This is a genomic window from uncultured Algibacter sp., assembly GCF_947487575.1.
Lineage (GTDB): Bacteria > Bacteroidota > Bacteroidia > Flavobacteriales > Flavobacteriaceae > Algibacter_B.
Genome location: NZ_CANKXG010000002.1, coordinates 1 through 22,914 on the forward strand (window position 1 = coordinate 1; position 22,914 = coordinate 22,914).

22 protein-coding genes and 2 tRNA genes are annotated in these 22,914 nt (G+C 31.5%); 14 read left to right on the forward strand and 10 right to left on the reverse strand.

Features of this window, described 5'->3' with window-relative positions; all coding sequences use genetic code 11:
- Positions 1 to 800 precede the first annotated feature (800 nt).
- From thrS to Q0870_RS02145, 5 genes are all read left to right on the forward strand, one after another.
- The gene (thrS, locus tag Q0870_RS02125; protein ID WP_298550633.1) at positions 801 to 2,735 is read left to right on the forward strand and encodes a threonine--tRNA ligase; all 1,935 of its coding nucleotides are present in this window, start codon (positions 801 to 803) and stop codon (positions 2,733 to 2,735) included.
- 33 nt (positions 2,736 to 2,768) lie between these two features.
- Positions 2,769 to 3,314, forward strand: coding sequence for a translation initiation factor IF-3 (gene infC, locus Q0870_RS02130; RefSeq protein ID WP_219930756.1), 546 nt, complete (start codon positions 2,769 to 2,771; stop codon positions 3,312 to 3,314).
- Between the two features lie 46 nt (positions 3,315 to 3,360).
- Entirely contained in the window at positions 3,361 to 3,558 is a 198-nt protein-coding gene (gene rpmI, locus Q0870_RS02135) for a 50S ribosomal protein L35 (protein ID WP_067150881.1), read from the forward strand.
- Between the two features lie 99 nt (positions 3,559 to 3,657).
- On the forward strand, positions 3,658 to 4,002 hold the full coding sequence (gene rplT, locus Q0870_RS02140; RefSeq protein WP_298550635.1) for a 50S ribosomal protein L20: 345 nt from the start codon (positions 3,658 to 3,660) through the stop codon (positions 4,000 to 4,002).
- A gap of 174 nt (positions 4,003 to 4,176) precedes the next feature.
- On the forward strand, positions 4,177 to 4,983 hold the full coding sequence (locus tag Q0870_RS02145; protein WP_298550637.1) for an HAD family hydrolase: 807 nt from the start codon (positions 4,177 to 4,179) through the stop codon (positions 4,981 to 4,983).
- On the opposite strand, the gene Q0870_RS02150 is transcribed toward Q0870_RS02145, so the two are convergent.
- From Q0870_RS02150 to tgt, 7 genes are all read right to left on the reverse strand, one after another.
- Complete coding sequence (locus tag Q0870_RS02150) at positions 4,980 to 5,402, reverse strand: secondary thiamine-phosphate synthase enzyme YjbQ (protein ID WP_298550639.1); 423 nt, start codon at positions 5,400 to 5,402, stop codon at positions 4,980 to 4,982. The genes Q0870_RS02145 and Q0870_RS02150 overlap by 4 nt on opposite strands.
- A gap of 294 nt (positions 5,403 to 5,696) precedes the next feature.
- Positions 5,697 to 6,881: an asparagine synthetase B gene (locus Q0870_RS02155; protein ID WP_298550641.1), complete on the reverse strand. Its 1,185-nt coding sequence runs from the start codon at positions 6,879 to 6,881 to the stop codon at positions 5,697 to 5,699.
- Between the two features lie 200 nt (positions 6,882 to 7,081).
- Entirely contained in the window at positions 7,082 to 8,623 is a 1,542-nt protein-coding gene (gene dnaB / locus Q0870_RS02160) for a replicative DNA helicase (RefSeq protein WP_298550643.1), read from the reverse strand.
- Between the two features lie 170 nt (positions 8,624 to 8,793).
- The gene (locus Q0870_RS02165) at positions 8,794 to 9,747 is read right to left on the reverse strand and encodes an acetyl-CoA carboxylase carboxyltransferase subunit alpha (protein ID WP_298550646.1); all 954 of its coding nucleotides are present in this window, start codon (positions 9,745 to 9,747) and stop codon (positions 8,794 to 8,796) included.
- A gap of 69 nt (positions 9,748 to 9,816) precedes the next feature.
- Positions 9,817 to 10,710 carry a DMT family transporter gene (locus Q0870_RS02170; RefSeq protein WP_298550649.1) on the reverse strand — a complete coding sequence of 298 codons (894 nt, stop codon included), beginning with the start codon at positions 10,708 to 10,710 and terminating at the stop codon, positions 9,817 to 9,819.
- Complete coding sequence (locus Q0870_RS02175; protein ID WP_298550651.1) at positions 10,697 to 11,770, reverse strand: LptF/LptG family permease; 1,074 nt, start codon at positions 11,768 to 11,770, stop codon at positions 10,697 to 10,699. The genes Q0870_RS02170 and Q0870_RS02175 overlap by 14 nt, the downstream gene beginning before the upstream one ends.
- A gap of 8 nt (positions 11,771 to 11,778) precedes the next feature.
- Positions 11,779 to 12,909, reverse strand: coding sequence for a tRNA guanosine(34) transglycosylase Tgt (tgt, locus tag Q0870_RS02180; protein ID WP_298550653.1), 1,131 nt, complete (start codon positions 12,907 to 12,909; stop codon positions 11,779 to 11,781).
- Between the two features lie 125 nt (positions 12,910 to 13,034).
- Here tgt and Q0870_RS02185 point away from each other — a divergent pair, with 125 nt between their 5' ends.
- Positions 13,035 to 13,670, forward strand: a complete 636-nt coding sequence (locus Q0870_RS02185; RefSeq protein WP_298550655.1) for an outer membrane beta-barrel protein — start codon at positions 13,035 to 13,037, stop codon at positions 13,668 to 13,670.
- Positions 13,671 to 13,745: 75 nt separating this feature from the next.
- On the opposite strand, the gene Q0870_RS02190 is transcribed toward Q0870_RS02185, so the two are convergent.
- Positions 13,746 to 14,792 (reverse strand): hypothetical protein, encoded by a 1,047-nt coding sequence (locus Q0870_RS02190; protein ID WP_298550657.1) that lies wholly within the window; start codon positions 14,790 to 14,792, stop codon positions 13,746 to 13,748.
- Positions 14,793 to 14,875: 83 nt separating this feature from the next.
- Here Q0870_RS02190 and Q0870_RS02195 point away from each other — a divergent pair, with 83 nt between their 5' ends.
- Positions 14,876 to 15,247, forward strand: a complete 372-nt coding sequence (locus Q0870_RS02195; RefSeq protein ID WP_298550659.1) for a S4 domain-containing protein — start codon at positions 14,876 to 14,878, stop codon at positions 15,245 to 15,247.
- 30 nt (positions 15,248 to 15,277) lie between these two features.
- A complete protein-coding gene (locus Q0870_RS02200; protein ID WP_298550660.1) occupies positions 15,278 to 15,781 on the forward strand; it encodes a phosphoribosyltransferase domain-containing protein in 504 nt (167 codons plus the stop codon).
- Here the strand turns inward: Q0870_RS02200 and Q0870_RS02205 are convergent.
- Complete coding sequence (locus Q0870_RS02205; protein WP_298550662.1) at positions 15,773 to 16,294, reverse strand: shikimate kinase; 522 nt, start codon at positions 16,292 to 16,294, stop codon at positions 15,773 to 15,775. The genes Q0870_RS02200 and Q0870_RS02205 overlap by 9 nt on opposite strands.
- A gap of 141 nt (positions 16,295 to 16,435) precedes the next feature.
- Between Q0870_RS02205 and Q0870_RS02210 the strand changes: the two genes are divergently transcribed.
- Positions 16,436 to 16,508, forward strand: a tRNA-Lys gene (locus tag Q0870_RS02210).
- A gap of 56 nt (positions 16,509 to 16,564) precedes the next feature.
- Positions 16,565 to 16,650: transfer RNA gene (locus Q0870_RS02215), tRNA-Leu, on the forward strand.
- Positions 16,651 to 16,658: 8 nt separating this feature from the next.
- Here the strand turns inward: Q0870_RS02215 and Q0870_RS02220 are convergent.
- Complete coding sequence (locus tag Q0870_RS02220; RefSeq protein ID WP_298550664.1) at positions 16,659 to 18,971, reverse strand: tetratricopeptide repeat protein; 2,313 nt, start codon at positions 18,969 to 18,971, stop codon at positions 16,659 to 16,661.
- 196 nt (positions 18,972 to 19,167) lie between these two features.
- Between Q0870_RS02220 and Q0870_RS02225 the strand changes: the two genes are divergently transcribed.
- The 4 genes from Q0870_RS02225 to Q0870_RS02240 are packed head-to-tail and all read left to right on the forward strand — an operon-like array spanning position 19,168 to position 22,912.
- Positions 19,168 to 20,067: a MerR family transcriptional regulator gene (locus tag Q0870_RS02225; RefSeq protein ID WP_298550666.1), complete on the forward strand. Its 900-nt coding sequence runs from the start codon at positions 19,168 to 19,170 to the stop codon at positions 20,065 to 20,067.
- Between the two features lie 48 nt (positions 20,068 to 20,115).
- A complete protein-coding gene (crtI, locus tag Q0870_RS02230; RefSeq protein ID WP_298550668.1) occupies positions 20,116 to 21,588 on the forward strand; it encodes a phytoene desaturase family protein in 1,473 nt (490 codons plus the stop codon).
- A 24-nt stretch (positions 21,589 to 21,612) separates the two neighbouring features.
- Positions 21,613 to 22,452, forward strand: coding sequence for a phytoene/squalene synthase family protein (locus Q0870_RS02235; RefSeq protein WP_298550669.1), 840 nt, complete (start codon positions 21,613 to 21,615; stop codon positions 22,450 to 22,452).
- A gap of 10 nt (positions 22,453 to 22,462) precedes the next feature.
- A complete protein-coding gene (locus tag Q0870_RS02240) occupies positions 22,463 to 22,912 on the forward strand; it encodes a sterol desaturase family protein (protein WP_298550670.1) in 450 nt (149 codons plus the stop codon).
- Positions 22,913 to 22,914 lie beyond the last annotated feature (2 nt).

A 22,914-nucleotide genomic window follows, 5' to 3' on the forward strand; every position in this document is an offset into this window, starting at 1 on the left:
TTTTTAAGCTTTTTTTTATTCTTTTTTTACACCCTTTTTAAATGCCTTATTATCTGCGATTTATAATACATGTTTTTGTTAACATTTTTTAAATTAATATGTGTTGGGTATAATTATAGTGTCGTGTAGAAAATTTTTTGGCGCACAAAGGCACTTAGTCGCCAATTAAAGTAACTGGTTTTATTAAATTATTACTTTTTACTTTGACTTATTTGTCTTTGAATTGCTGGTTTGTGTGTTTGAATACTATCATATATAATAGATATAAAACTAAAAAACTTAATGTTCATTTTGCCTTGATGCTAAACGAACCAAAAAATCAAAGCGATTTATAAAAAATTACTAAAGCACCATTCGCTGATGATTTCGTATTTGTAGTCCTTAATAGTATTTATGATTTCAATCCTAAAATCAGGAATTTTAACTTAACCTGATGCTCATTATTTCGAAAATCGCTGTTTCCTACCTTATCGGAACTCCAAGTGCTATCAAAACTTTTGAGATATTGGAAATGGAACTATTCTGAAAGGTTTAACAACTAGGAAGTTTATTATCGAGGTTATTTTTTTGCAGATGGTTCTGATACTGGAAATTGTAATACTTTGGCGGATTTGTACGCGTTAAGGATAGTAGTGGATAGCCCACAGCCTAATCCCGATAGCTATCGGGAGAAGTGCGAGGACTTGGAACGAATAGCCTGACCCGACAGGGGAACGCCCAAAAAATAAATTATACCTTTATATATATTGTGTGGGTTTGTTTATACTATTATCTTTGCAGCCTTAATTTAATTTATTTTAATGATACATATTACTTTACCTGATGGTAGTGTGAAAACGTTTGATGAAGGCGTTACACCAATGGATGTTGCGAAAAGCATTAGTGAGGGGTTTGCTAGAAATGTAATTTCGGCGAACTTTAATGGTACAACAGTGGAAACTGTGACCCCATTAACCACCGATGGTTCGTTGGTTTTATATACATGGAGGGATGATGCTGGTAAAACTGCTTTTTGGCATAGTTCTGCTCACGTTTTGGCTCAAGCGATTGAAGAGCTTTACCCTGAAGCTAAACTTACTATTGGTCCTGCGATTGAAAACGGGTATTATTATGATGTAGACTTTGGTGAACATAATGTTTCTGAAAAAGATTTTAAAACTATTGAAACTAAAATGCTGGAGATTGCACGCGGGAAACATGATTTTAATTTAAGACCTGTTTCTAAGGCAGATGCTTTGTCTTTATATAAAGGTAACGAGTTTAAAACTGAATTGATTGAGAACTTGGAGGATGGTACGATTACATTTTGTGACCATTCTACGTTTACTGATTTGTGCCGTGGAGGACATATCCCGAACACAGGTATTATAAAAGCGGTTAAAGTATTGAGCGTTGCTGGTGCATACTGGCGTGGTGATGAAAACAAACCTCAGTTGACTCGTGTTTATGGGATTTCTTTCCCAAAACAAAAAGAGCTTACTGAGTATTTAAACATGCTTGAAGAAGCTAAGAAACGTGACCATAGAAAGCTTGGTAAAGAGTTGGAGCTTTTTACGTTTTCACAAAAGGTTGGACAAGGTTTACCATTATGGCTACCTAAAGGTGCTGCTTTACGTGAACGTTTAGAGAATTTTTTGAAGGCTGCACAGAAAAAAGCAGGTTATGAGATGGTGGTAACGCCACATATTGGACAAAAAGAACTTTATGTAACTTCTGGGCATTATGCTAAGTATGGCGAGGATAGTTTTCAGCCGATTACAACACCCAAAGAAGATGAGGAGTTTTTATTGAAGCCGATGAATTGCCCGCATCATTGTGAAGTTTATAATAATTTTCAATGGAGTTACAAGGATTTACCAGTACGTTATGCTGAATTTGGCACCGTATATAGGTACGAACAAAGTGGTGAGTTACACGGATTAACACGTGTTAGAGGGTTTACCCAAGATGATGCCCATTTGTTTTGTACGCCAGAACAGTTGGACGAAGAATTTAAAAATGTAATTGATTTAGTTCTTTATGTTTTTGGTTCTTTAGGTTTTGAAAATTTTACTGCTCAGGTTTCTATAAGAGATCCTGAGAATCCTGATAAATATATTGGTGATGTTGCTAATTGGGAAAAAGCTGAACAGGCTATTATTAATGCAGCTACTGATAAAGGTTTAGATTTTGTAATTGAGGAGGGCGAAGCTGCTTTTTATGGCCCTAAGTTGGATTTTATGGTAAAAGATGCTTTGGGCAGACGTTGGCAACTTGGAACTATTCAGGTAGATTACAACTTACCTGAACGTTTTGATTTGACCTATAAAGGCAGTGATAATGAGTCTCACAGACCTATTATGATACACCGTGCACCATTTGGTAGTATGGAGCGTTTTGTAGCATTGTTGCTAGAACATACGGGTGGTAATTTCCCGCTCTGGTTAATGCCAATTCAGACTATTATATTATCAATTAGCGAGAAATATGAAAAATACTCTGAAAAAGTTTTAAATTTGCTAGAAAATGACGAAATTCGCGCCCTTGTAGACCATAGAAATGAGACAATAGGGAAGAAAATTCGGGAGGCCGAAATGCAGAAACACCCTTATATGATTATTATTGGGGAACAAGAAGAGCAAGAAGGAAAAATTACTGTTCGTAAACACGGTGGAGAAGATTTAGGCATGATTTCTGTAGAAGCCTTCTCTGAAATAATAAAAGAAGACATTAAAAAAACGTTGAAATCGTTTTAATAAATAATAAGTTTAATTTAAAACCATAACGCCATAGCAATTAGAAGAAGACAGCAACCTAGAAGGGTTTCACAAGAGGACAAACATAAGATTAACTCTAAAATTACAGCACAGAAACTACGTCTTGTAGGAGATAATGTAGAAATTGGTATTTATACCAAAGGTGATGCTATGCGAATAGCAAACGAACAAGAGTTAGATTTAGTAGAAATTTCTCCAAATGCTGATCCACCTGTTTGTAAGGTTATGGATTATAAAAAGTTTCTTTACGAGCAAAAGAAACGTGATAAAGCTTTAAAGTCTAAGGCTACTAAAGTTATTATTAAAGAAATTCGTTTTGGTCCAAATACTGACGACCACGATTACGAATTTAAAAAGAAACATGCCGAGAAATTCTTAAAAGAAGGTGCAAAGCTTAAAGCTTTTGTGTTTTTTAAAGGACGTTCTATCATATTTAAAGAAAAAGGACATATATTATTATTACGTCTGGCTCAAGATTTAGAAGAGTTTGGTAAAGTAGAACAAATGCCAAGGCTTGAAGGAAAAAGAATGACCATGTTTATTGCTCCAAAAAAGTAATAACATTAAAGATAATTAAGCGAAATAATTAAAACTAGGAAAAGAAATGCCTAAAATGAAAACAAAATCTAGTGCCAAAAAGCGTTTTAAGCTTACAGGTACTGGTAAAATTAAAAGAAAGCACGCTTTTAAGAGTCACATCTTAACAAAGAAGTCTAAAAAGCGTAAGCTTAAGTTAACTCATGATGGTTTAGTACATAAAGCAGATGAGGATAACATTAAAACAATGATGCGTTTAAAGTAACATTTGTTTTAATCGGTTAAACAATTTATAAACCCTGGAGTTAGGCAAAAATTAAAGTGTTAAGCAATTAACCGCCTACTACAAAAAACAATTAAAATTATGCCAAGATCAGTAAATTCTGTAGCAAAAAGAGCCAGAAGAAAAAAGGTGCTTAAACAAGCAAAAGGTTACTTTGGAAGACGTAAAAACGTTTGGACAGTAGCAAAAAATGCGGTTGACAAAGCGATGCAATATTCGTATAGAGACCGTAGAGCAAAAAAGAGAACATTCCGTGCATTATGGATTACGCGTATTAACGCAGGAGCCAGAGAACATGGTTTATCTTATTCTCAATTTATGGGAAAATTAAAAGCTAATGATATTGAATTAAACCGTAAGGTTTTAGCAGATTTAGCTATGAATAATCCTGAGGCTTTTAAAGCTGTAGTAGAGAAAGTAAAATAAGGCACTTAGCCTATTGTAAAACATATTATTCGCTTAATTTAAAAATCCGATTCGTTTGAATCGGATTTTTTTATCTTAATTTTTGTTTAAAATTATAAATTAGACCTACAAGGTTTCTAAAACCTCGCAGGTCTTACATAAAATATTAATTTATAAATACTCATTTTAAACTCTATGGATTTATCACAAATAAAGCTTGTTGTAACAGATTTAGATGGTACGTTGCTTAATTCTAATCATAAAGCTAGCCCATTATTCTTTGAACAATTCAAATTATTAAAGAGCCATAATATTTTGTTTGTAGCTGCAAGTGGGAGGCCATATTATAGTATTATTAAAAAACTAAATCCCATAAAAAACGACACTATAATTGTTGCAGAAAACGGTGGTATTGTTGTAGCACAAGATAAACTTCTATTGTCTACACCAATGGATAAAAAAAGTTTACTGGATATGGAATCTGTAATCAACTCTAACGACCAAATTCATCCTATTTATTGCACAAAATCTAAAGCATATTTTAGTGATACTAGCTCTGAGGATCATATTAAAGCATTAATAGAATACTACCCAAAATTTTCTGTGATTAAAAGCATCAATGACATTAAAGAAGATATCATAAAGATTGCCATATATAACTCTGAAGACTCAGAAAAGCATATATATCCTTTATTCAAAAAATTTGAAACTGAATACAAAATAAAAATTTCTGGAAAGTATTTTTTGGATATCTCTGATAATTTAGCCAATAAAGGACACGCTATACAAATGCTACAGAACACTTATAATATAAGCGCAGATGAAACACTTATTTTTGGTGATTATAATAACGATATTGAAATGCTAAAATTAGCAACTTATAGTTTTGCCATGGAAAATGCACACGAAAATGTATTAAAAATTGCCAATTACAAAACAAAAAGTAATGATAATTATGGTGTTGAATTTATATTAGAAGCGCTTATAAAATCGAAAAGTTAGTTACCAAATGCAGTAATTACTATATTTCTAGAACTCGCGTGGTTTCTATGCTCACATAAATAAATACCTTGCCAAATACCTAAGTTTAATTTTCCGTTAGTTATTGGAATTTGCACAGATGCACCAAGTACTGACGCTTTTATATGTGCTGGCATATCATCCGAGCCTTCATAGGTATGCTCATAATATGGAGCGTTTTCAGGAACCATTTTATTAAAGTGGCTTTCAAAATCTGTTCTAACTGTATAATCTGCATTTTCATTAATAGTTAAACTTGCAGAAGTATGTTTTATAAACACCTGTAATTGCCCAATATTAATTTGAGCGATTTCAGTAATGGCAGTCAAAATCTCATTGGTAATTAAATGAAAACCTCTTGAATGTGGTTTAAGTTGTATTTGCTTTTGATAAAACTTCATAAAAAAATTATTTTATCTCTTTTGCCATTTCATAAATAGCTTTTAAATTTCTTTCTATCAATTTTTCCGTCTCTATTTTCACCTCAATTTTCGTCATATACTTAAATAATTTGAGCCTACTAACCACAAAATCTATTGATTTCAAACTCCTTCAAAAGTTTAACCGCTTCTTTTTTTGATAATTTTTTATCTCCGCTTTTATCAAAGCAATTAAAATATATCTTCCATAGAATAGAAATGTTTGGTAAACACCATATGAATCTTTCTTAGAATTGATTTTTAGATGCTATAGTTTTAAGTTTTTTGTTTCTTTTTCTTTGCTGCAGGAAATAAAACGTTATTTAATATTAATCTATACCCTGGCGATGTTGGATGCAAATCCAATTCTGTTTTAGCGTCTCCTACCCTATGTTGATAATCTTCAGGGTCATGCCCACCATAAAAAGTAAAAAAGCCTTTTCCTTTTATACCATGGATATATTTGGCTTCACTATTTATCTTGGTCTCACCCATTACCAAAACGTTTGATTTTATTTCATCTCTAGAAAATGATGTTGTTTGTCCCATAAAACCTTTAACTAATGCGGTATGGTTTTGACATAGCATTGTTGGTATTGGGTCCCATTTTGCAGAAAACTCCATAAGGGAAAAATAATCAGTAGTTTTAGAAATCTTCCGTTTTCTTGTCATATCTATTGAAGAGAATTCATAAATTTTTGGGCTTCTTTCTAAAATATAATTTGAAAATGCGAATGTTTTACTGTAATCTATTTTGTTTTGATATCCAGCATCACTACCATCTCCATCAAACATAGGCTCGCAAATATCAATACCTTCAGCAGACAGTGCTATATCAAAACTATCTGTAGCACTACACATAGCAAACATAAAACCACCTCCAATTACATAATCTCTAATTTTTAAAGCAACAGCTAGCTTTTCTTCTGAAACCTTATTGTAACCCAATTTTTGAGCTAAATTTTCTGCTTGTTTTTTTTCTTCTATATACCATGAAGATGCTCTATATTGCGCATAGAACTTGCCATACTGTCCTGTAAAATCTTCGTGATGAAGATGTAGCCAATCAAAAAGTAATAGTCCATCATTTAAAACGGCTTCATCGTAAACGGTTTCATAAGGAATCTCTGCATATTTCAAAACCATGGTAACAGCATCATCCCAAGGTTGTTTTCCGTTTGGTGTATATACGGCAATTTTTGGTGCTTTCTCTAAAACTACAGCTTCCATATTTTGACTAGGACTTGCTATATTTTCTAGAATACTTTCAGCTTTAGCATTTGAAATAATTTCAAAAGAAACACCTCTTATTTGACATTCTCTTTGAATGGATTCCGTATCTGGTAATAAAAAAGAGCCTCCCTTATAGTTAAGTAACCATTTTACTTTTAGCTCTTTACTAAGTGCCCAGTATGTAATTCCGTAAGCCTTTAAATGGTTTTTTTGACTTTCTACATCCATGGGAACTAGGATGTAGGATGCGTATGATTTAAACCCTAGACATATAAACAATAAGATGATAAGTGTTTTTTTCAAATCAAAAATTGGGCTTAATGAGGTTTCTCGGTTATTCTTTCTTCAAAATGACCAAAAGCTCTTAATTACCCGGAAAGGTAATTAAAATTTATTTTTATAGAATTTATTTAACAGGAGTTTAATTTTTAAAATGGTACTTCATTGTCATCATCATCATTAAACGAACTACCAAAAGCTTGGTCTGGACTTGCTTTAAAATTATCTGTTTTAAACGTATCATCATTAGCTGCTGCATTCATTTTAGAATGAAACTCAAATGGTGAATCAAAATCATCTAAATTGTCAAATTTACCTAAATGCCCAATAAACTTTAAACGTATATTCTCTAAACCACCATTACGGTGTTTAGCTACAATAAATTCAGCTTGACCTTCAGTTGGTGAACGCTCTTCATCATCCCATTCATCAATTTTGTAATATTCAGGTCTAAAAATAAAACTAACAATATCTGCATCTTGTTCAATAGCTCCAGATTCACGTAAATCTGATAGCAATGGTCGCTTACTTCCGCCTCGAGTTTCAACAGCACGAGACAATTGAGACAACGCAATTACTGGAACCATAAGCTCTTTTGCTAAAGCTTTAAGGTTTCTGGAAATCATAGAGATTTCTTGCTCACGGTTTCCTCCATGGTTACTTCCTCCCGTCATTAACTGTAGGTAATCAATCATGATTAGTTTAATACCGTGTTGCGATGATAACCGTCGTGCTTTTGCTCTTAAATCGAATATAGATAGTGATGGTGTATCATCAATAAATAAAGGTGCTTTTTCTAACCCTTTTACTTTAACGTTAAGCTGCTCCCACTCGTGTTTTTCAAGTTTGCCAGTTCTTAATTTCTCTGAAGACAAACCTGTTTCGCTAGAAATTAAACGCGTTATTAATTGTACAGAAGCCATCTCTAAAGAGAAAAAAGCTACTGGGATGTTTTGATCTACAGCAATATTTCTAGCCATAGATAATGTTAGTGCAGTTTTACCCATACCTGGACGAGCAGCTACAATAATTAAATCTGATGGTTGCCAACCTGATGTTAGTTTATCTAATTTATTGAAACCTGTTGGAATTCCGCTAAGCCCTTCTTTATTTGAGATTTCTTCAATTTTCTTTTTAGCTTGTATTACTAAATCTTGAGCTGTTTCACTCGATTTTTTGATGTTTCCTTGGGTAACTTCGTATAATTTAGATTCTGCTTGATCTAATAAATCAAAAACATCTTTAGTTTCATCATAAGAATCTTCAATAATTTCACTTGAAATTTTTATTAAACTACGTTGTATAAATTTTTGTAAAATGATACGAGCATGAAACTCAATATGAGCTGAAGATGATACTTTCTGTGTTAAAGAAATAAGATAAAAATCTCCTCCTGCTAACTCTAATTTTGAATTTTTCTTTAATTGTGAAGAAACCGTTAATAAATCAACTGGCTCACTATTTTCGAATAATTGAAAAATAGCTTCAAAAATATGTTGATGTGCTTCTTTATAAAAGGCATCTGGGCTTAAAATATCAATAACCTCATCAACACCCTTTTTATCAATCATCATAGCTCCTAGAACAACCTCTTCTAAATCTAGTGCTTGAGGGGGTATTTTGCCTTTTTCAAGGTTGATAATTGTACTTTTATCAACTTTAAATCCTTGTAAATGGTTGGGTTGTTTCATAGTATCAAAAGTAATTAAAAAGATAAAGGTTTAGGAGTTTTATAATTTCTCTATGTTAACTACTCGTTAACAATTGAACTGTTAATAAGTTAAAAATATTGTCAATAAGCATAAAAAAGCCGAAGTTGGCCACTTCAGCTTTTTTTATAAGTCGTTGTGTTTTAAGAGCCTTATCCTTTAAAAACTCCCATTTGTGTATATTTATCCATACGCTGAGACACTAAATCTTTTGGTGATAAGTTTTTAAGCTCCTCATAATTTTTTACAATCGCGTCGCTAACAGACTTAAATGTTTTTTCTCTATCTCTATGTGCTCCTCCTAGGGGTTCTTTAATAATTCCATCAACTAACTTTAGCTTTTTCATATCTGTAGCAGTCAATTTTAAAGCTTCAGCCGCTTGTTCTTTATATTCCCAACTGCGCCACAAAATAGATGAGCACGATTCAGGAGATATTACAGAATACCAAGTATTTTCTAGCATTAAAACTCTATCTCCAACACCAATTCCTAGTGCACCTCCAGATGCACCTTCACCAATAACAATAGTAATAACCGGCACTTTTAAACGAGTCATTTCTAAAATATTTCTTGCAATGGCTTCTCCTTGCCCTCGTTCTTCTGCTTCTAATCCTGGATAAGCACCCGGTGTATCTAAAAGCGTTACAACAGGAATACCAAATTTTTCAGCAGATTTCATTAAACGCAATGCTTTTCTATAACCTTCTGGATTTGCCATTCCAAAATTTCTGTATTGTCGCGTTTTGGTATTAAATCCTTTTTGCTGCCCGATAAACATAAAACTTTGATCTCCAATTTTACCTAAACCACCAATCATGGCTTTATCATCTTTAAAGCTTCTATCTCCATGAAGTTCTAAAAAAGATTCTCCACAAATTGCTTTAATATGATCTAATGTATAAGGTCTATCTGGGTGGCGAGACAATTGAACACGCTGCCAAGGTGTTATGTTTTTATATATATCTTTTTGAGTTGCTGACAACTTCTTTTCAATTTGTTTGCAAGTTTCGGTAACATCAACATCACTTTCATCTCCTATTACTCTACACTTTTGTAATTGATCTTCAAGTTCTTTAATTGGGAGTTCAAATTCTAAATATTCCATAAGAATTTCAATTTAGGCTATTAGCTTTAGTTAGTAGACAAATATAAAAACTTTAATTCTGTTTAATGTCTATGAAGACTTTCTTTTTATTTTTTTGTTATTTTTCAATAGAGCGTTTAAAAGTACTACACTAATAATAATTGCACCATAATAAAATGAGGTACTCATTTTTTCCTTTTCAGGAAATAGTATTAACGCCATAATAATACCATATACAGGCTCCAAATTATATGTTAAAACTACTGAAAAAGGACTTATAGTCTTCATGATATAAACCGATGCAATAAACGCATAAGCCGTGCAAATTGATGCCAGTATAAATAAATACCAATAATCTGATTGACTTAAACTAAAGAAATCCATAGAAAAGCCTCCTCCAAAAAACAAAATATAAATAGATATAAAACAGACACCACTTAAAAACTCATAAAATGAAATAACAGTTGCTGTATGCTGGTTTAAAAAACGTCCATTTAGAACCGCAAATAATGCCGAAAAAAAAGCAGATAAAATTCCTAAAACAATCCCTGTAAGGTATTTTATTTCACTTTGTGTTATAATAAAAACACCTAAAATAACAATAATACCAAAAAGGATTTCGTACCAAATAATTGGGCGTTTATAAATTATAGGTTCTATAAAAGAAGCAAAAAAAGCTCCTGTTGAAAACATCGCTAAGGCTATAGATATATTTGCCTCATCAATAGCTGCAAAAAAAGTTATCCAATGCAATGCTATTATAACACCTGCAATTGATAGTCTAAAAATTGATTTTAAATTTATTTTCAATTTTACCTTAACCACTTTAATGTATATAAACATTAAAACAGAAGCTATTACCATTCTAAACCAAACTAAAGGAATTGCTTTTATTGTTATAATTTCTCCTAAAATGGCAGTAAAACCTGCTATAAAAACTAAAAAATGAAGGTGGAGAAAATTTTTTACTTTATCGTTTAGCATTGTACAGCATGTATGCTGCTAAAATACCAAAAATGATGTTAGGAAACCATACTGCAATTATGGGATTGAAATCTGATTGCTCAGCCATAACTCCAAAAATTTTATCAAAAAACACAAAAACCATTGCAATACAAATTCCAATTGCCAAATTAACCCCCATACCGCCTCGTCTTTTCTTAGAAGATACGGCAACAGCAATAATTGTTAAGATAAACACAGAAACAGGTAAACTCCATTTTCTATATAAAACCAATTTAAAACGCCCCACATTTGAGGAGCCTCTTGCTTCTTCTTTAGCAATAAATTCTTTTAACTCTCCGTACATTTTGGTTTCGGCAGCATAAATTACTGGTATTAAATCATCTACATCAAAAGAAAGCAGTGTATCCTTTCTTCTTAAAATTTCAAGTTCATCCTCATGCTCTCCTATATCTCGTTTAACATAATTTGTTAACTTATAAAGAGTATCTTTTGGTATATATTTAATACTTGAGGCTGTTATTTTATATTTTAGTTTGTTATCTTCAAAATGTTCTAAAGAAAAATTATTACCAACATTATTACCAACATTGAAGTTACTTACATAAATAATTTCGTTGTCATTTATTTGTCTAAATACATTTTTGCTATCAACTGCACCTCCTCTCTTAAAATATTTATAATGAAAATCATTAAAACCTTCACTCGCTTTTGGAGCTAGAAATAACCCTAAAATTATTGCCAATATTCCAACAATTGTAGCGCCTATCATATAAGGTCGTAAGAAACGTGTAAACGAAACTCCTGAACTTAAAAATGCTATAACCTCAGTATTGTTTGCTAGTTTTGATGTAAACCAGATAACAGATAAGAATAAAAATAATGGAAATAACAGGTGGGCAAAGTAGATAGTGAAGTCTAAAAAATAAACAAGCACTTCGTTTATAGGTACTTCATTTTCAAGAATTTTACCTATTTTTTCTGCAAGATGCACTGTTATTCCAATTGGAATAAATAATAGTAACATCATAGAAAATGTAAACAGATAACGTTTTAGTATATACCAGTCTAAAATCTTCATTAATATCTCTACAAACGTTTATTCATTTGTTTTACCATTTGGTCTTTCCAAGTTTTAAAATCTCCTGCTAATATATGTTTTCTTGCTTCGCGAACCAACCACAAATAAAAACCCAGATTATGGATGGTTGCTATTTGTTTCCCTAACAATTCATTAACAGTAAATAAATGCCTTAAATACGCTTTACTATATTCTGTATCAACAAACGTAATTCCCATGTCGTCGATTGGCGAAAAATCATCAGCCCATTTTAAATTCTTAATATTTATAGAACCATGAGCTGTAAACAGCATACCATTTCTTGCATTTCGGGTTGGCATAACACAATCAAACATATCTACACCTAACGCAATATTTTCTAAAATATTGATTGGTGTTCCTACTCCCATTAAATATCTTGGTTTTTCTTCTGGCAAAATGGAGCAAACTACATCGGTCATAGCATACATTTCTTCGGCAGGTTCACCAACCGACAAACCTCCAATAGCATTGCCAACCGCTCCAGAATTTGCAATATATTCAGCAGATTGTTTACGTAAATCTTTATAAGTACTTCCTTGAACTATTGGAAAAAATGCTTGATTATAATTGTACTTTAATGGTGTTTTTTCTAAATGATTTATACATCTATCTAACCAGCGATGCGTCATGTGCATAGAGCGTTTTGCATAATTATAATCACAAGGGTATGGCGTACATTCATCAAAAGCCATAATAATATCTGCTCCAATAGAACGCTGAATTTCCATAACATTTTCAGGCGTAAAGGTATGATAACTGCCGTCAATGTGCGATTTAAACTTAACGCCTTCCTCTTTAATTTTTCTATTAGCTGACAAAGAATACACTTGATATCCTCCTGAATCGGTTAAAATATTTCTATCCCAATTCATAAATTTATGAAGTCCTCCAGCTTTTTCAATAATATGTGTTTGCGGACGTAAATATAAATGGTAAGTGTTTCCTAAAATTATATCTGGATTTATGTCATCTTTTAATTCACGCTGATGCACCCCTTTTACCGTAGCTACAGTACCTACTGGCATAAAAATAGGTGTTTCAATGACACCGTGATCTGTAGTTAGTTTTCCTGCTCTGGCTTTACTTTGAGCATCTTTTGCTAATAATTCAAATTTCATTAATCTACAATATATAACCGCAAAGATAAATAACTGAAAAATGAAAATGATTGTAATGAAAAGAAAATAAATTATGTTTGGCAACGTTTTTGATACTGTTAATGAAATCTAAAAAAACGAACATTATGAAAAGTTTACAAAACTTTCACGAACACTTTAAAAATTTTAGTGGCGTGAGTAAAAATTTATTTTTTATTTTAATGATTGCTATTGCAATTCCTGCGACCTCAATGGCACAAACGGCATACGGTATTGGTTTAAAGGCAGGATTAAATTACAATGCCAATGGAGACTACTTTGAATCGATTAGTAGCAACTCAAAAAATCCTGATAGAAATGTTGGTTATCACATTGGTATATTTGGTAAAATTGGAAACCGGATTTATTTTAGACCTGAAATTGTTTACACCAATACAAAAAGCGATTATGACGATGATAGCTTTAAAATGCAGAAACTAGATGCACCGCTTTTAGTTGGTGTAAAAGTGTTAGGGCCAATTAGCGTATTTGGCGGGCCTGCTTTGCAATATATTTTAGATACTGAATTTGATGGTATTGCAATAAATGATATTGAAAATGAATTTTCGGTTGGTTTGAATTTTGGTATAGGACTAAACTTTAAGAAACTTGGTGTAGACTTAAGATACGAACGTGGTTTTAACAATAATGAAGCAACTTTCTTAGGAAACAATGGTATTAATACTAATAGGCTTGATACCAGACCAAACCAATTAATTTTAAGTTTATCACTTTTACTGTAATAAACACACATACTACATAAAAACAAAACACCTCGCAATTGCGAGGTGTTTTGTTTTATATCGAATTTTTAACCTCTAGTAATCTTCTGTATTATTTACTTCCATAATATCGGCGTCTAAATAATCTTTAATATTATCACCATTAGAATCTACAATTTTTAAAGTTTTAATAGTAATTACGCCATCTGCATCTTCTTCTCTACTTACTTCAAATTCTATTGTACCATCCAATACAGGCTCAATACCTCCATTTTTAGTATCTACCATATAAGTATTAGATTTTAGCTCGTCTCTGGTTAAAATACCATCTCCGTCATCATCATTATCAACAAAATTATTTAGGTTATCTCCATCAGTATTATCTTCTTCTATACTCTCACCAAATAAAATTAAATCATCATCTAAATCTTCCAAATAAGATGGTATGCCATCATTGTCGTGGTCATTCTCAAACGAATCTAATAATTCAAACTTAAAAACTAAAGGCACTAATTGAAGTGGTGACCTAACATCAAAAAGATAAGCTAATCCAGAAGGGATAAACATCATCCCTGCTCCAGAGTTATTATATGTAAAAGTACCATCTCCATTATTAACAGGATTAATAGACGTGTTAAAGCTCGGAATTACCAGTTTCCACCCATTAATTGTACCTGATAAATCTAAGCTACTTGGGTTTGGGTTTAATCTACTGTCGAAAACAGCATCATTTAATAAACTAAATCCTTCATAAGCTATTAAAACATGATCAGAAAATTTAGGCGATTTATAACCTCCTCCTTGATTTATTCTTAAAATATAATACTCATAAATAATATCTCCTAGAGTATATGATTCCTTTTCAACATTATCGAATAATAACGTATTACCAGCAGGAACGTCATCCCCCTTATTAATTTCAGTAATGACTAAATTATTAATATTTGTATTGTTAGCATCAAATGCGCTAGAATTATAATAGTGCGTCTCTAAATAACTAACTATAGAATCATTATCAGCATCTCTTTTTTCTTCTAAATCTATTTCAATTGTAGATGAAATAGCAGCGACATCATCATTTGTACATGAAGCGAAAACCAAAACAAAACTTAATATAAAAAAACCTATTTTTCTTAAACTCATTATTCCGTATTTTTGAGGCTGCAAGATACAATTTTAATATATTCTTGCACAACAATATTAACGTCCTTTAACACAATAATTGTATGCGTGTAGATAAGTATTTATGGTGTATTAGATATTATAAAACAAGAACCCTTGCTACAACTGCATGCAAGAAAGGGCAAGTTAGAGTAAATGAAGATGTTATTAAACCCAGCAGAGAAGTTTACCCGCTAGACATTATTCAATTAAGGAAAGACCAAATAAATTATAAATTAAAAGTTAATGACATACCTGAAAGTCGAGTTGGCGCGAAACTTGTTGATATTTATAGAACTGACATTACGCCTAAAGAGCAGTTTGAAGCACAAGAACTTTTAAAATATTCAAAAGATTATTATAGAAATAAAGGAGTTGGAAGACCTACAAAAAAAGATAGGCGAGATATTGACGATTTTACCAATGAAAATGAGTAATTTTATATTTTAATGTTGACAAGTACAATTATGAGTAGTAATACCAATGTAATCCTTAATCATAACCAAATTACGCATAAAATACGTCGTATTGCTTTTCAAATATATGAAAGTAATGTTGATGAAAAGGAAGTTATTCTAGCAGGCATTGATAAGAATGGTTATGTATTTGCAAAAAAATTAAAAACTGCACTTCAAAAAATATCTGATATTGACCCTGTACTTTGTAAGGTTAGTATTGACAAAAAACACCCTTGGCAAGATGTAAAGACTTCTATCTCTGAAGATGATTACAAAAACAAATCTATCGTACTGGTTGATGATGTTTTAAACTCTGGAACCACCTTAATATATGGTGTTAGACATTTTTTAAATGTGCCTTTAAAGCAATTTAAAACAGCCGTATTGGTTAACAGAAATCATAAAAAATACCCCGTCAAGGCAGATTTTAAAGGTATTTCTTTATCAACATCTTTACTTGAGCATGTTGAAGTGGTTTTAGAAGGGAAAACTTATGAAGTTGTTTTAGAATAATTCAAGAATAATATCTTCAACAACATCGTCCTTAGTTTTATTATCAATAGATACTTGAATTTCTGCCTGATTATAAAATTGAATACGTTCAAATAGATGCTTCCCAATAAATTCAGTCATTTCTTCAATAGTTTCGATATGTGAGATTAGAGGGCGTTTTGCTTTTTTTTGAATTAATTTATTAGCTAAAGTATTTAAAGATGCTTTTAAATATATGCATTTAACGTTTGTAGCGCTATTAATAACATCCATGTTTCCGCTATAACAAGGTGTACCTCCTCCAACTGATAAAATAGTGTCATTCTCAGACTCTATTAATGACTTAAGGTAATAAGATTCTTGTTTTCTAAAATAAATTTCACCTTTCTCACTAAAAACCTCGCTAACAGACATATTTTCTTTTTCTTCAATAAAATCATCTAAGTCAAGAAAATTATAATTTAATTTTCTTGCCAATTTCTTTCCAATAGACGTCTTTCCAGAAGCCATATATCCAATTAATATAATGATCATTTTCTCGCTATAAATTGATTATTAAAAACATACGTATTTGAACCACAAAAAAACGAAAATTTCTTCAAAAAAAGTATTGTTTTATTAATTAAACATTTTATATTTGCACCCGCTAACAGGAATATGTTAGTTTGGAATAATGACCTGGTAGCTCAGTTGGTAGAGCATCTCCCTTTTAAGGAGAGGGTCCTGGGTTCGAGCCCCAGCCCGGTCACAAAAAAAGTTAAGCTTTATTGCTTAACTTTTTTTATTTTTACTTACTCCATTAATGCGCACGTGGCGGAATTGGTAGACGCGCTGGCTTGAGGGGCCAGTATCCGTTTTAGGATGTGGAAGTTCGAATCTTCTCGTGCGCACTTTTAATTTACTTAACTTGATTAACTCTAGACTTAAGTTGATTGAAAAAGTTCAAGTAATTTGTGTTATTGGGATACAAATCTATTAATGTCTTGCAAATATTTAATGCCTTTTGCAATTGATTATCTTTTGAGTAAACATAAGCTAACATATATAGCAAACTCTCATTCTGAGGATCTTTTTTTAAACCTACAACTACATACTTTTCAGCATTTTTTAAATCGTTTACTTTATCGTATAACAGACTTATGTTGTAGTAAGTCCTCACATTATCAGGCATATGCCTTATAGCCAATTTCATTTGCTCAATAGCCTCAGGGTATCTGTTTTTTTCAGCCAGTAGCAAAGCATATGAATAGTAGGTTTGTCCAAAATCTGGCTCTTGTTCAATAATTGTTTTAAACGCCTTTTCTGCTTTTTCAAAATCTCCATTCCTATAATAAAGATTAGCTAAGTTTGATCTTACTATGTTATTAATTTTATCAATAGCTAATGCACTTTCGTAACCTTTAATTGCAGCTAACAAGTCCCCTTTCTTTAAATAATAATTAGCCTTTTTAATTCTACCTCCAACAAAATCTGAACTCATTTTTAAGCTTACCTCAAACTCCTTTTTTACTTTTATATAAGTGTCTTTATAGTCCTCAGGAATTTGAATCTCATCTAAAGAGGCCAAAGCAAAAAAAGCTTTTACCCTAATAGTTCTTTTTTCATCTTTAAGCAATGGAAAATAATAGTTTAAATACTCATTAGACTCCATATCTCCTAAAACATCTATAGTCGCCCCTCGTACCAAAGGTGAATCATCATCTAAAAAACTAATCATTTCATTAATGGTATTAGTATCTAAATAATTAATCAAGTTTTTAACTGCTGAAGCCCTTGCTATTTCGGGATATACTGTATCCTGTGCTAATTCTAATAATGATTCCAAACCATTTTCCGCATTGGTAACCCCAGGTGCTAATAAATCTGAAAAATGTTTACTATCGGGTTTGCCATGTTGTGTTTTAAATTTTTCCCAAGCCCAAGTGTCATCTTTATCTTTATGACATTGTGTACATGCATTTGGTGTACCGTATTTTAAACTCAAGTCTGGTCGAGGAACTCTAAAACTATGGTCTCTTCTAAAATCATTACCCATATAATGCTTACCTGTCATATGGCAATTTATACATTGAGCACTTTCTGTACCCTTTTCGTGAAAATGATGAGAAGGCGTATCATAAGTTTCAGGAACATGGCATTGTGCACATAAATTATTACCATCAAACTTTAACTCTAATGAATGCGGGTTATGGCAATCTGTACACGAAACACCATTATGATACATTTTACTTTGAACAAAAGAACCGTATACGTAAACCTCATCTAAAATTTGTCCATCCGCGTGATATATGTTTTGTTGTATAAGTTGCGGGAAATAATGATCTAGCATGGTGCCTTCAAAATTAAAACTAGATGTGATATGCTCTCTTCTCATATGACAACGAGCACATTGATTAACAAGTTCCTTAGAATCGGTGCCAAGAGTCATTTTCAAATCGTCTAAAACCTTATAATCCTTTCCTTGAATATTTACTTGCTCCACATGGTCTTTCCCTGGTCCATGACACGCTTCGCAACTTACATTGATTATAGCGTATTTAGTATCATAACTATGAGTTTCTTCATTGTAGTTCTTCCTTACATTGGTAGAATGACAATCAGAACACATGGTATTCCAATTTAAACCACCTCTAGACCAATGTAACCACTCTGAATGTACAACTTTAAAATCTGGATATAAGTCAAACCACTTTTTCTTTTCCGTATCCCAGGCAGTTCGCAAACATTGATAATGACCATCAGGAAATTTCACTATATATTGTTGCAGAGGTTTGATTCCAAAAACATATTCAATTTTATAATCATGCTGCTTTCCATCACGCCCCTCGGTATTAACATAAAAGTTATTATCCTTTTTAAAAAAATGAGAAGTTACCCCTTGGCTTGTAAATTTAACATCATTAAAATCACCTAAAACTGTAGAGTTTGAAACTTCCTGCATGGCCTTATCATGATGAGAACCTTGCCAAGTTTTAAACTCACCTACATGGCATTCCTGACACTTTTTATCTCCTAAAAAGTGACTGTCTGATATTTGTTTTGTAGAAGAAAACACATCATCCTTAGCTTGAGAAACGGATATATAATCAGTTTTTTTCTTTCCACATGAATAAAACAATGATATAATAATGAGACTAGTAAAAACTACATTTGAAATTTTCAATTCTAATTTACTTTTAAACACAAAAAACAATGCATAAAAATAACTCATTTATATTCCAAAAATGTTACAAAAATTGATATTTATTAAAAAATATTTAATCATTCACAGCACCAATAACTTTTTTTAAAAAGCGGTATTCTTTAAAAAAAATCTAACTCTAGCATAAAAAAATGATACTAAAATGAATAAAAAATGTAACTGTTAATAAAAATATGTACTTTTGTTTAAGAAAAAACAAATATCAATGAACAATATTAAGGTTAATTTTAGTATTAAGGATTTAGAAAACCTTACTGGTATTAAAGCTCATACCATTAGAATATGGGAGAAGCGTTACAATTTACTTAGTCCCAATAGGTCTGATACAAATATAAGAAACTACAGTTTGGGGAGTTTTCAAAAACTATTAAACATATCTTATTTAAACAATAATGGCTTAAAAATATCTAAGATTGCCAACTTAAAAGAAGAGGAAATCCCAATTAAGGTTAGGGAAATTGCTTCAAGAGCTAAAGTTGAAGACCACGCCATTAATGCTCTTAAAATGGCCATGATTAATTTTAATCAAGTTTTATTCTATAGTACTTACAATAACCTCTTGGAAAATAAAACATTTAGTGAAATATTCTATTCCGTTTTTCTTCCGCTTTTAAATGAAATTGGGCTTTTATGGCAAACTAATACAATTACCCCTGCTCATGAACACTTTTTGTCTGTTCATATTAAACAAAAAATACTATTAAATACTGAACGTATTCAACTTTTAGAACCAAAACCTAAATCAAAGACTTTTGTTCTGTTTTTGCCTGAAAATGAAATACATGATATAGGATTACTTTTTATTAACTATCAACTAAGAAGTAAAGGGTACCACACTATATTCCTTGGTGAAAGTGTGCCTATGTCGAGTCTTACTGATTTATTAGAATTTTTTGACCAAATTGCTTTTGTAAGCTACTTTACAGTATACCCTTCAGAAAATGACATTCCCGAATATATTAATAGTTTTAATGAGTTACTTTTAAATAAAAATAACACAGAACTTTTATTACTAGGCAAAAAATTTAAGGATATGGAATTAAATGATTTCCCGAAAAGCGTTAGCATCTTTAATTCCATTGAAAATTTAGTTAAAGATTTGTAAATATTTTATTATTGTTTATCTTTTTTGTATATTTGTTAAACAAAAAAAATGAAAGCAACTATAAATATAATTGGGTCAGGGTTTTCTTCACTTGCAGCTTCATGCTATCTGGCTAAAGCTGGTTATGAAGTCACTGTTTTTGAAAAAAACAAAACTATTGGTGGGCGAGCAAGACAATTAATTAAAGATGGGTTTACTTTTGATATTGGCCCTACTTGGTATTGGATGCCAGATGTATTCGAACGTTTTTTTGCCGATTTTAACAAAAAATCTTCAGATTATTACACGTTGCAGAAATTAAATCCTGCATACAGCGTCTATTTCGGAAAGGACGATTACATTACTATTGAAGATACTTTAGAAAAAATAACAATAGCTTTTGAAAAAGAAGAATCTGGTAGTTCAAAAAAACTCAATAAATTTATAGAAGATGCCAAAAGCAATTATGATATTGCTATTAAAGATTTGGTTTATAATCCAGGAGTTTCCCCTTTAGAATTAATCACTCCTGCAACAATAAAAAAAATTAATCAATTCTTTAGTACTATCAAAAAAGATGTTCGTAAAGAGTTTAAAAATGAAAGGTTAATTAAAATTCTTGAGTTCCCTGTATTATTTTTAGGGGCAAAACCAAGTGACACACCATCGTTTTATAGCTTTATGAATTATGCCGATTTTGGATTAGGCACTTTTCATCCTAAAAAAGGCATGTATCAAGTTATATTAGCAATGGAACATTTAGCTAAGGATCTTGGAGTTACAATTAAAACTGAAGCAAATATTGATAAAATTATAGTTGAAGATGGAGTTGCTAAAGGTTTGGTTTCAAATGGAGAAAGTATATATTCTGATATTGTTTTAAGTGGTGCTGATTACCACCATACAGAAACACTGTTAGATAAACCTTTTAGACAATATTCTGAAAATTATTGGAAAAAGAAAACTTTCGCGCCTTCATCACTCCTATTCTATATAGGTTTTGATAAAAAGCTAAAAAACGTTAATCACCACACTTTATTTTTTGATGTAGATTTTGAAGCGCATGCTGAAGCTATTTATGATACTTGCAAGTGGCCAGAAAACCCACTATTTTATGCTAGTTTTCCAAGTAAAACAGATTCAAGTTGTGCTCCTCAAGATAAAGAAGCAGGGATTTTTTTAATTCCTTTAGCTCCTGGACTAGAAGATACACCTGAGCTAAGAGCAACTTATTTTGAAAAAATCATCACGCGCTTTGAAAATATGACATCTCAAAGTGTGAAAAATAATATTTTATTTAAGGAAAGCTTTTGCTTAAACGATTTTATTAAAGACTACAATTCTTATAAGGGCAATGCTTATGGTATGGCAAATACGCTATTGCAAACAGCATTTTTAAGACCAAAATTAAAAAGCAAAACAGTTCGAAATTTATTTTTTACAGGTCAACTTACCGTTCCGGGACCTGGTGTTCCTCCATCATTAATTTCAGGAAAACTAGCTGCCAATTTAATAACAAAACATCACAGCATTTTAGTTTAAAAAAACTTTTGTAAATTTAAAAATATGAAGTCATTATTTGATACGGTATCCTACAAGAGTAGCAAAATTGTAACTAAAGCCTATAGTACATCGTTTTCTTTAGCGACCAAAATGCTATATAAATCAATACGTAGTGATATTTACAACATTTATGGCTTTGTACGTTTTGCTGACGAAATTGTAGACTCCTTTCATGACTATGATAAAGAACTCTTGTTTAATCGATTTTCAGATGATTTAGAGCTTGCTTTAAAACTAAAAATAAGTTTAAACCCTATTTTAAATGCGTTTCAACATACGTATCACAAATACAATCTAGATAAATCATTAGTAGATGATTTTATAAATAGCATGCGTTTAGATCTACACAAAACAGAATATTTAACCGAAGAAGAATATAAAGCATATATATATGGTTCTGCAGATGTAGTTGGGCTTATGTGCTTAAAGGTTTTTGTTAAAGGAGATACTGAGAAATACGAAGAACTTAAGGATACCGCTATGTCATTAGGTTCTGCTTTTCAAAAAGTGAATTTTCTTCGAGATTTAAAAGCTGATTTTGAAGGTTTAGATAGATCATACTTCCCTAATACCGATTTGAAAAATTTAAATGAAATATCAAAAAAAAATATAATAGATGATATTGAAAACGATTTTGAAAAAGGATTAAGTGGTATAAAAAAATTACCTATTGAAGCTAAATTTGGTGTTTTTATGGCGTACAGATATTATAGTCAACTCCTTAAAAAACTAAAAAATACACCTGCATTAAAAATAAAAGATTCAAGAATACGAGTTTCTAATCCAAAAAAAATTGAGCTTTTAATGCGTAGTTATGTGAAATATCAATTAAATTTAATGTAAATTTTAGGTGATGCATACTCTTTACTGGATACTTATATTTTTAGGCACATATTCCTTTATGGAATTTATGGCTTGGTTTACTCATAAATACATTATGCATGGTTTTTTGTGGCGTTTACACAAAGACCACCACCATAAAGAGCATGATAGTTGGTTTGAGCGTAACGATACTTTTTTTATCTTCTACGCTATAGTTAGCATTGGTTTCTTTTTACTTTGGAAACATACCACCTTTTGGGCTGGACTACCTATTGGTTTAGGAATTTTTGCTTATGGGCTTTCTTACTTTTTAGTACATGATATTTTTATTCATCAACGTTTTAAGCTTTTTAGAAATGCTAATAATTGGTATGCCAGAGGAGTTAGGCGTGCGCACAAAATGCACCATAAACACCTAGGAAAAGAAGATGGGGAGTGCTTCGGAATGTTATTTGTTCCTTTTAAATATTTTAAGAAATAATA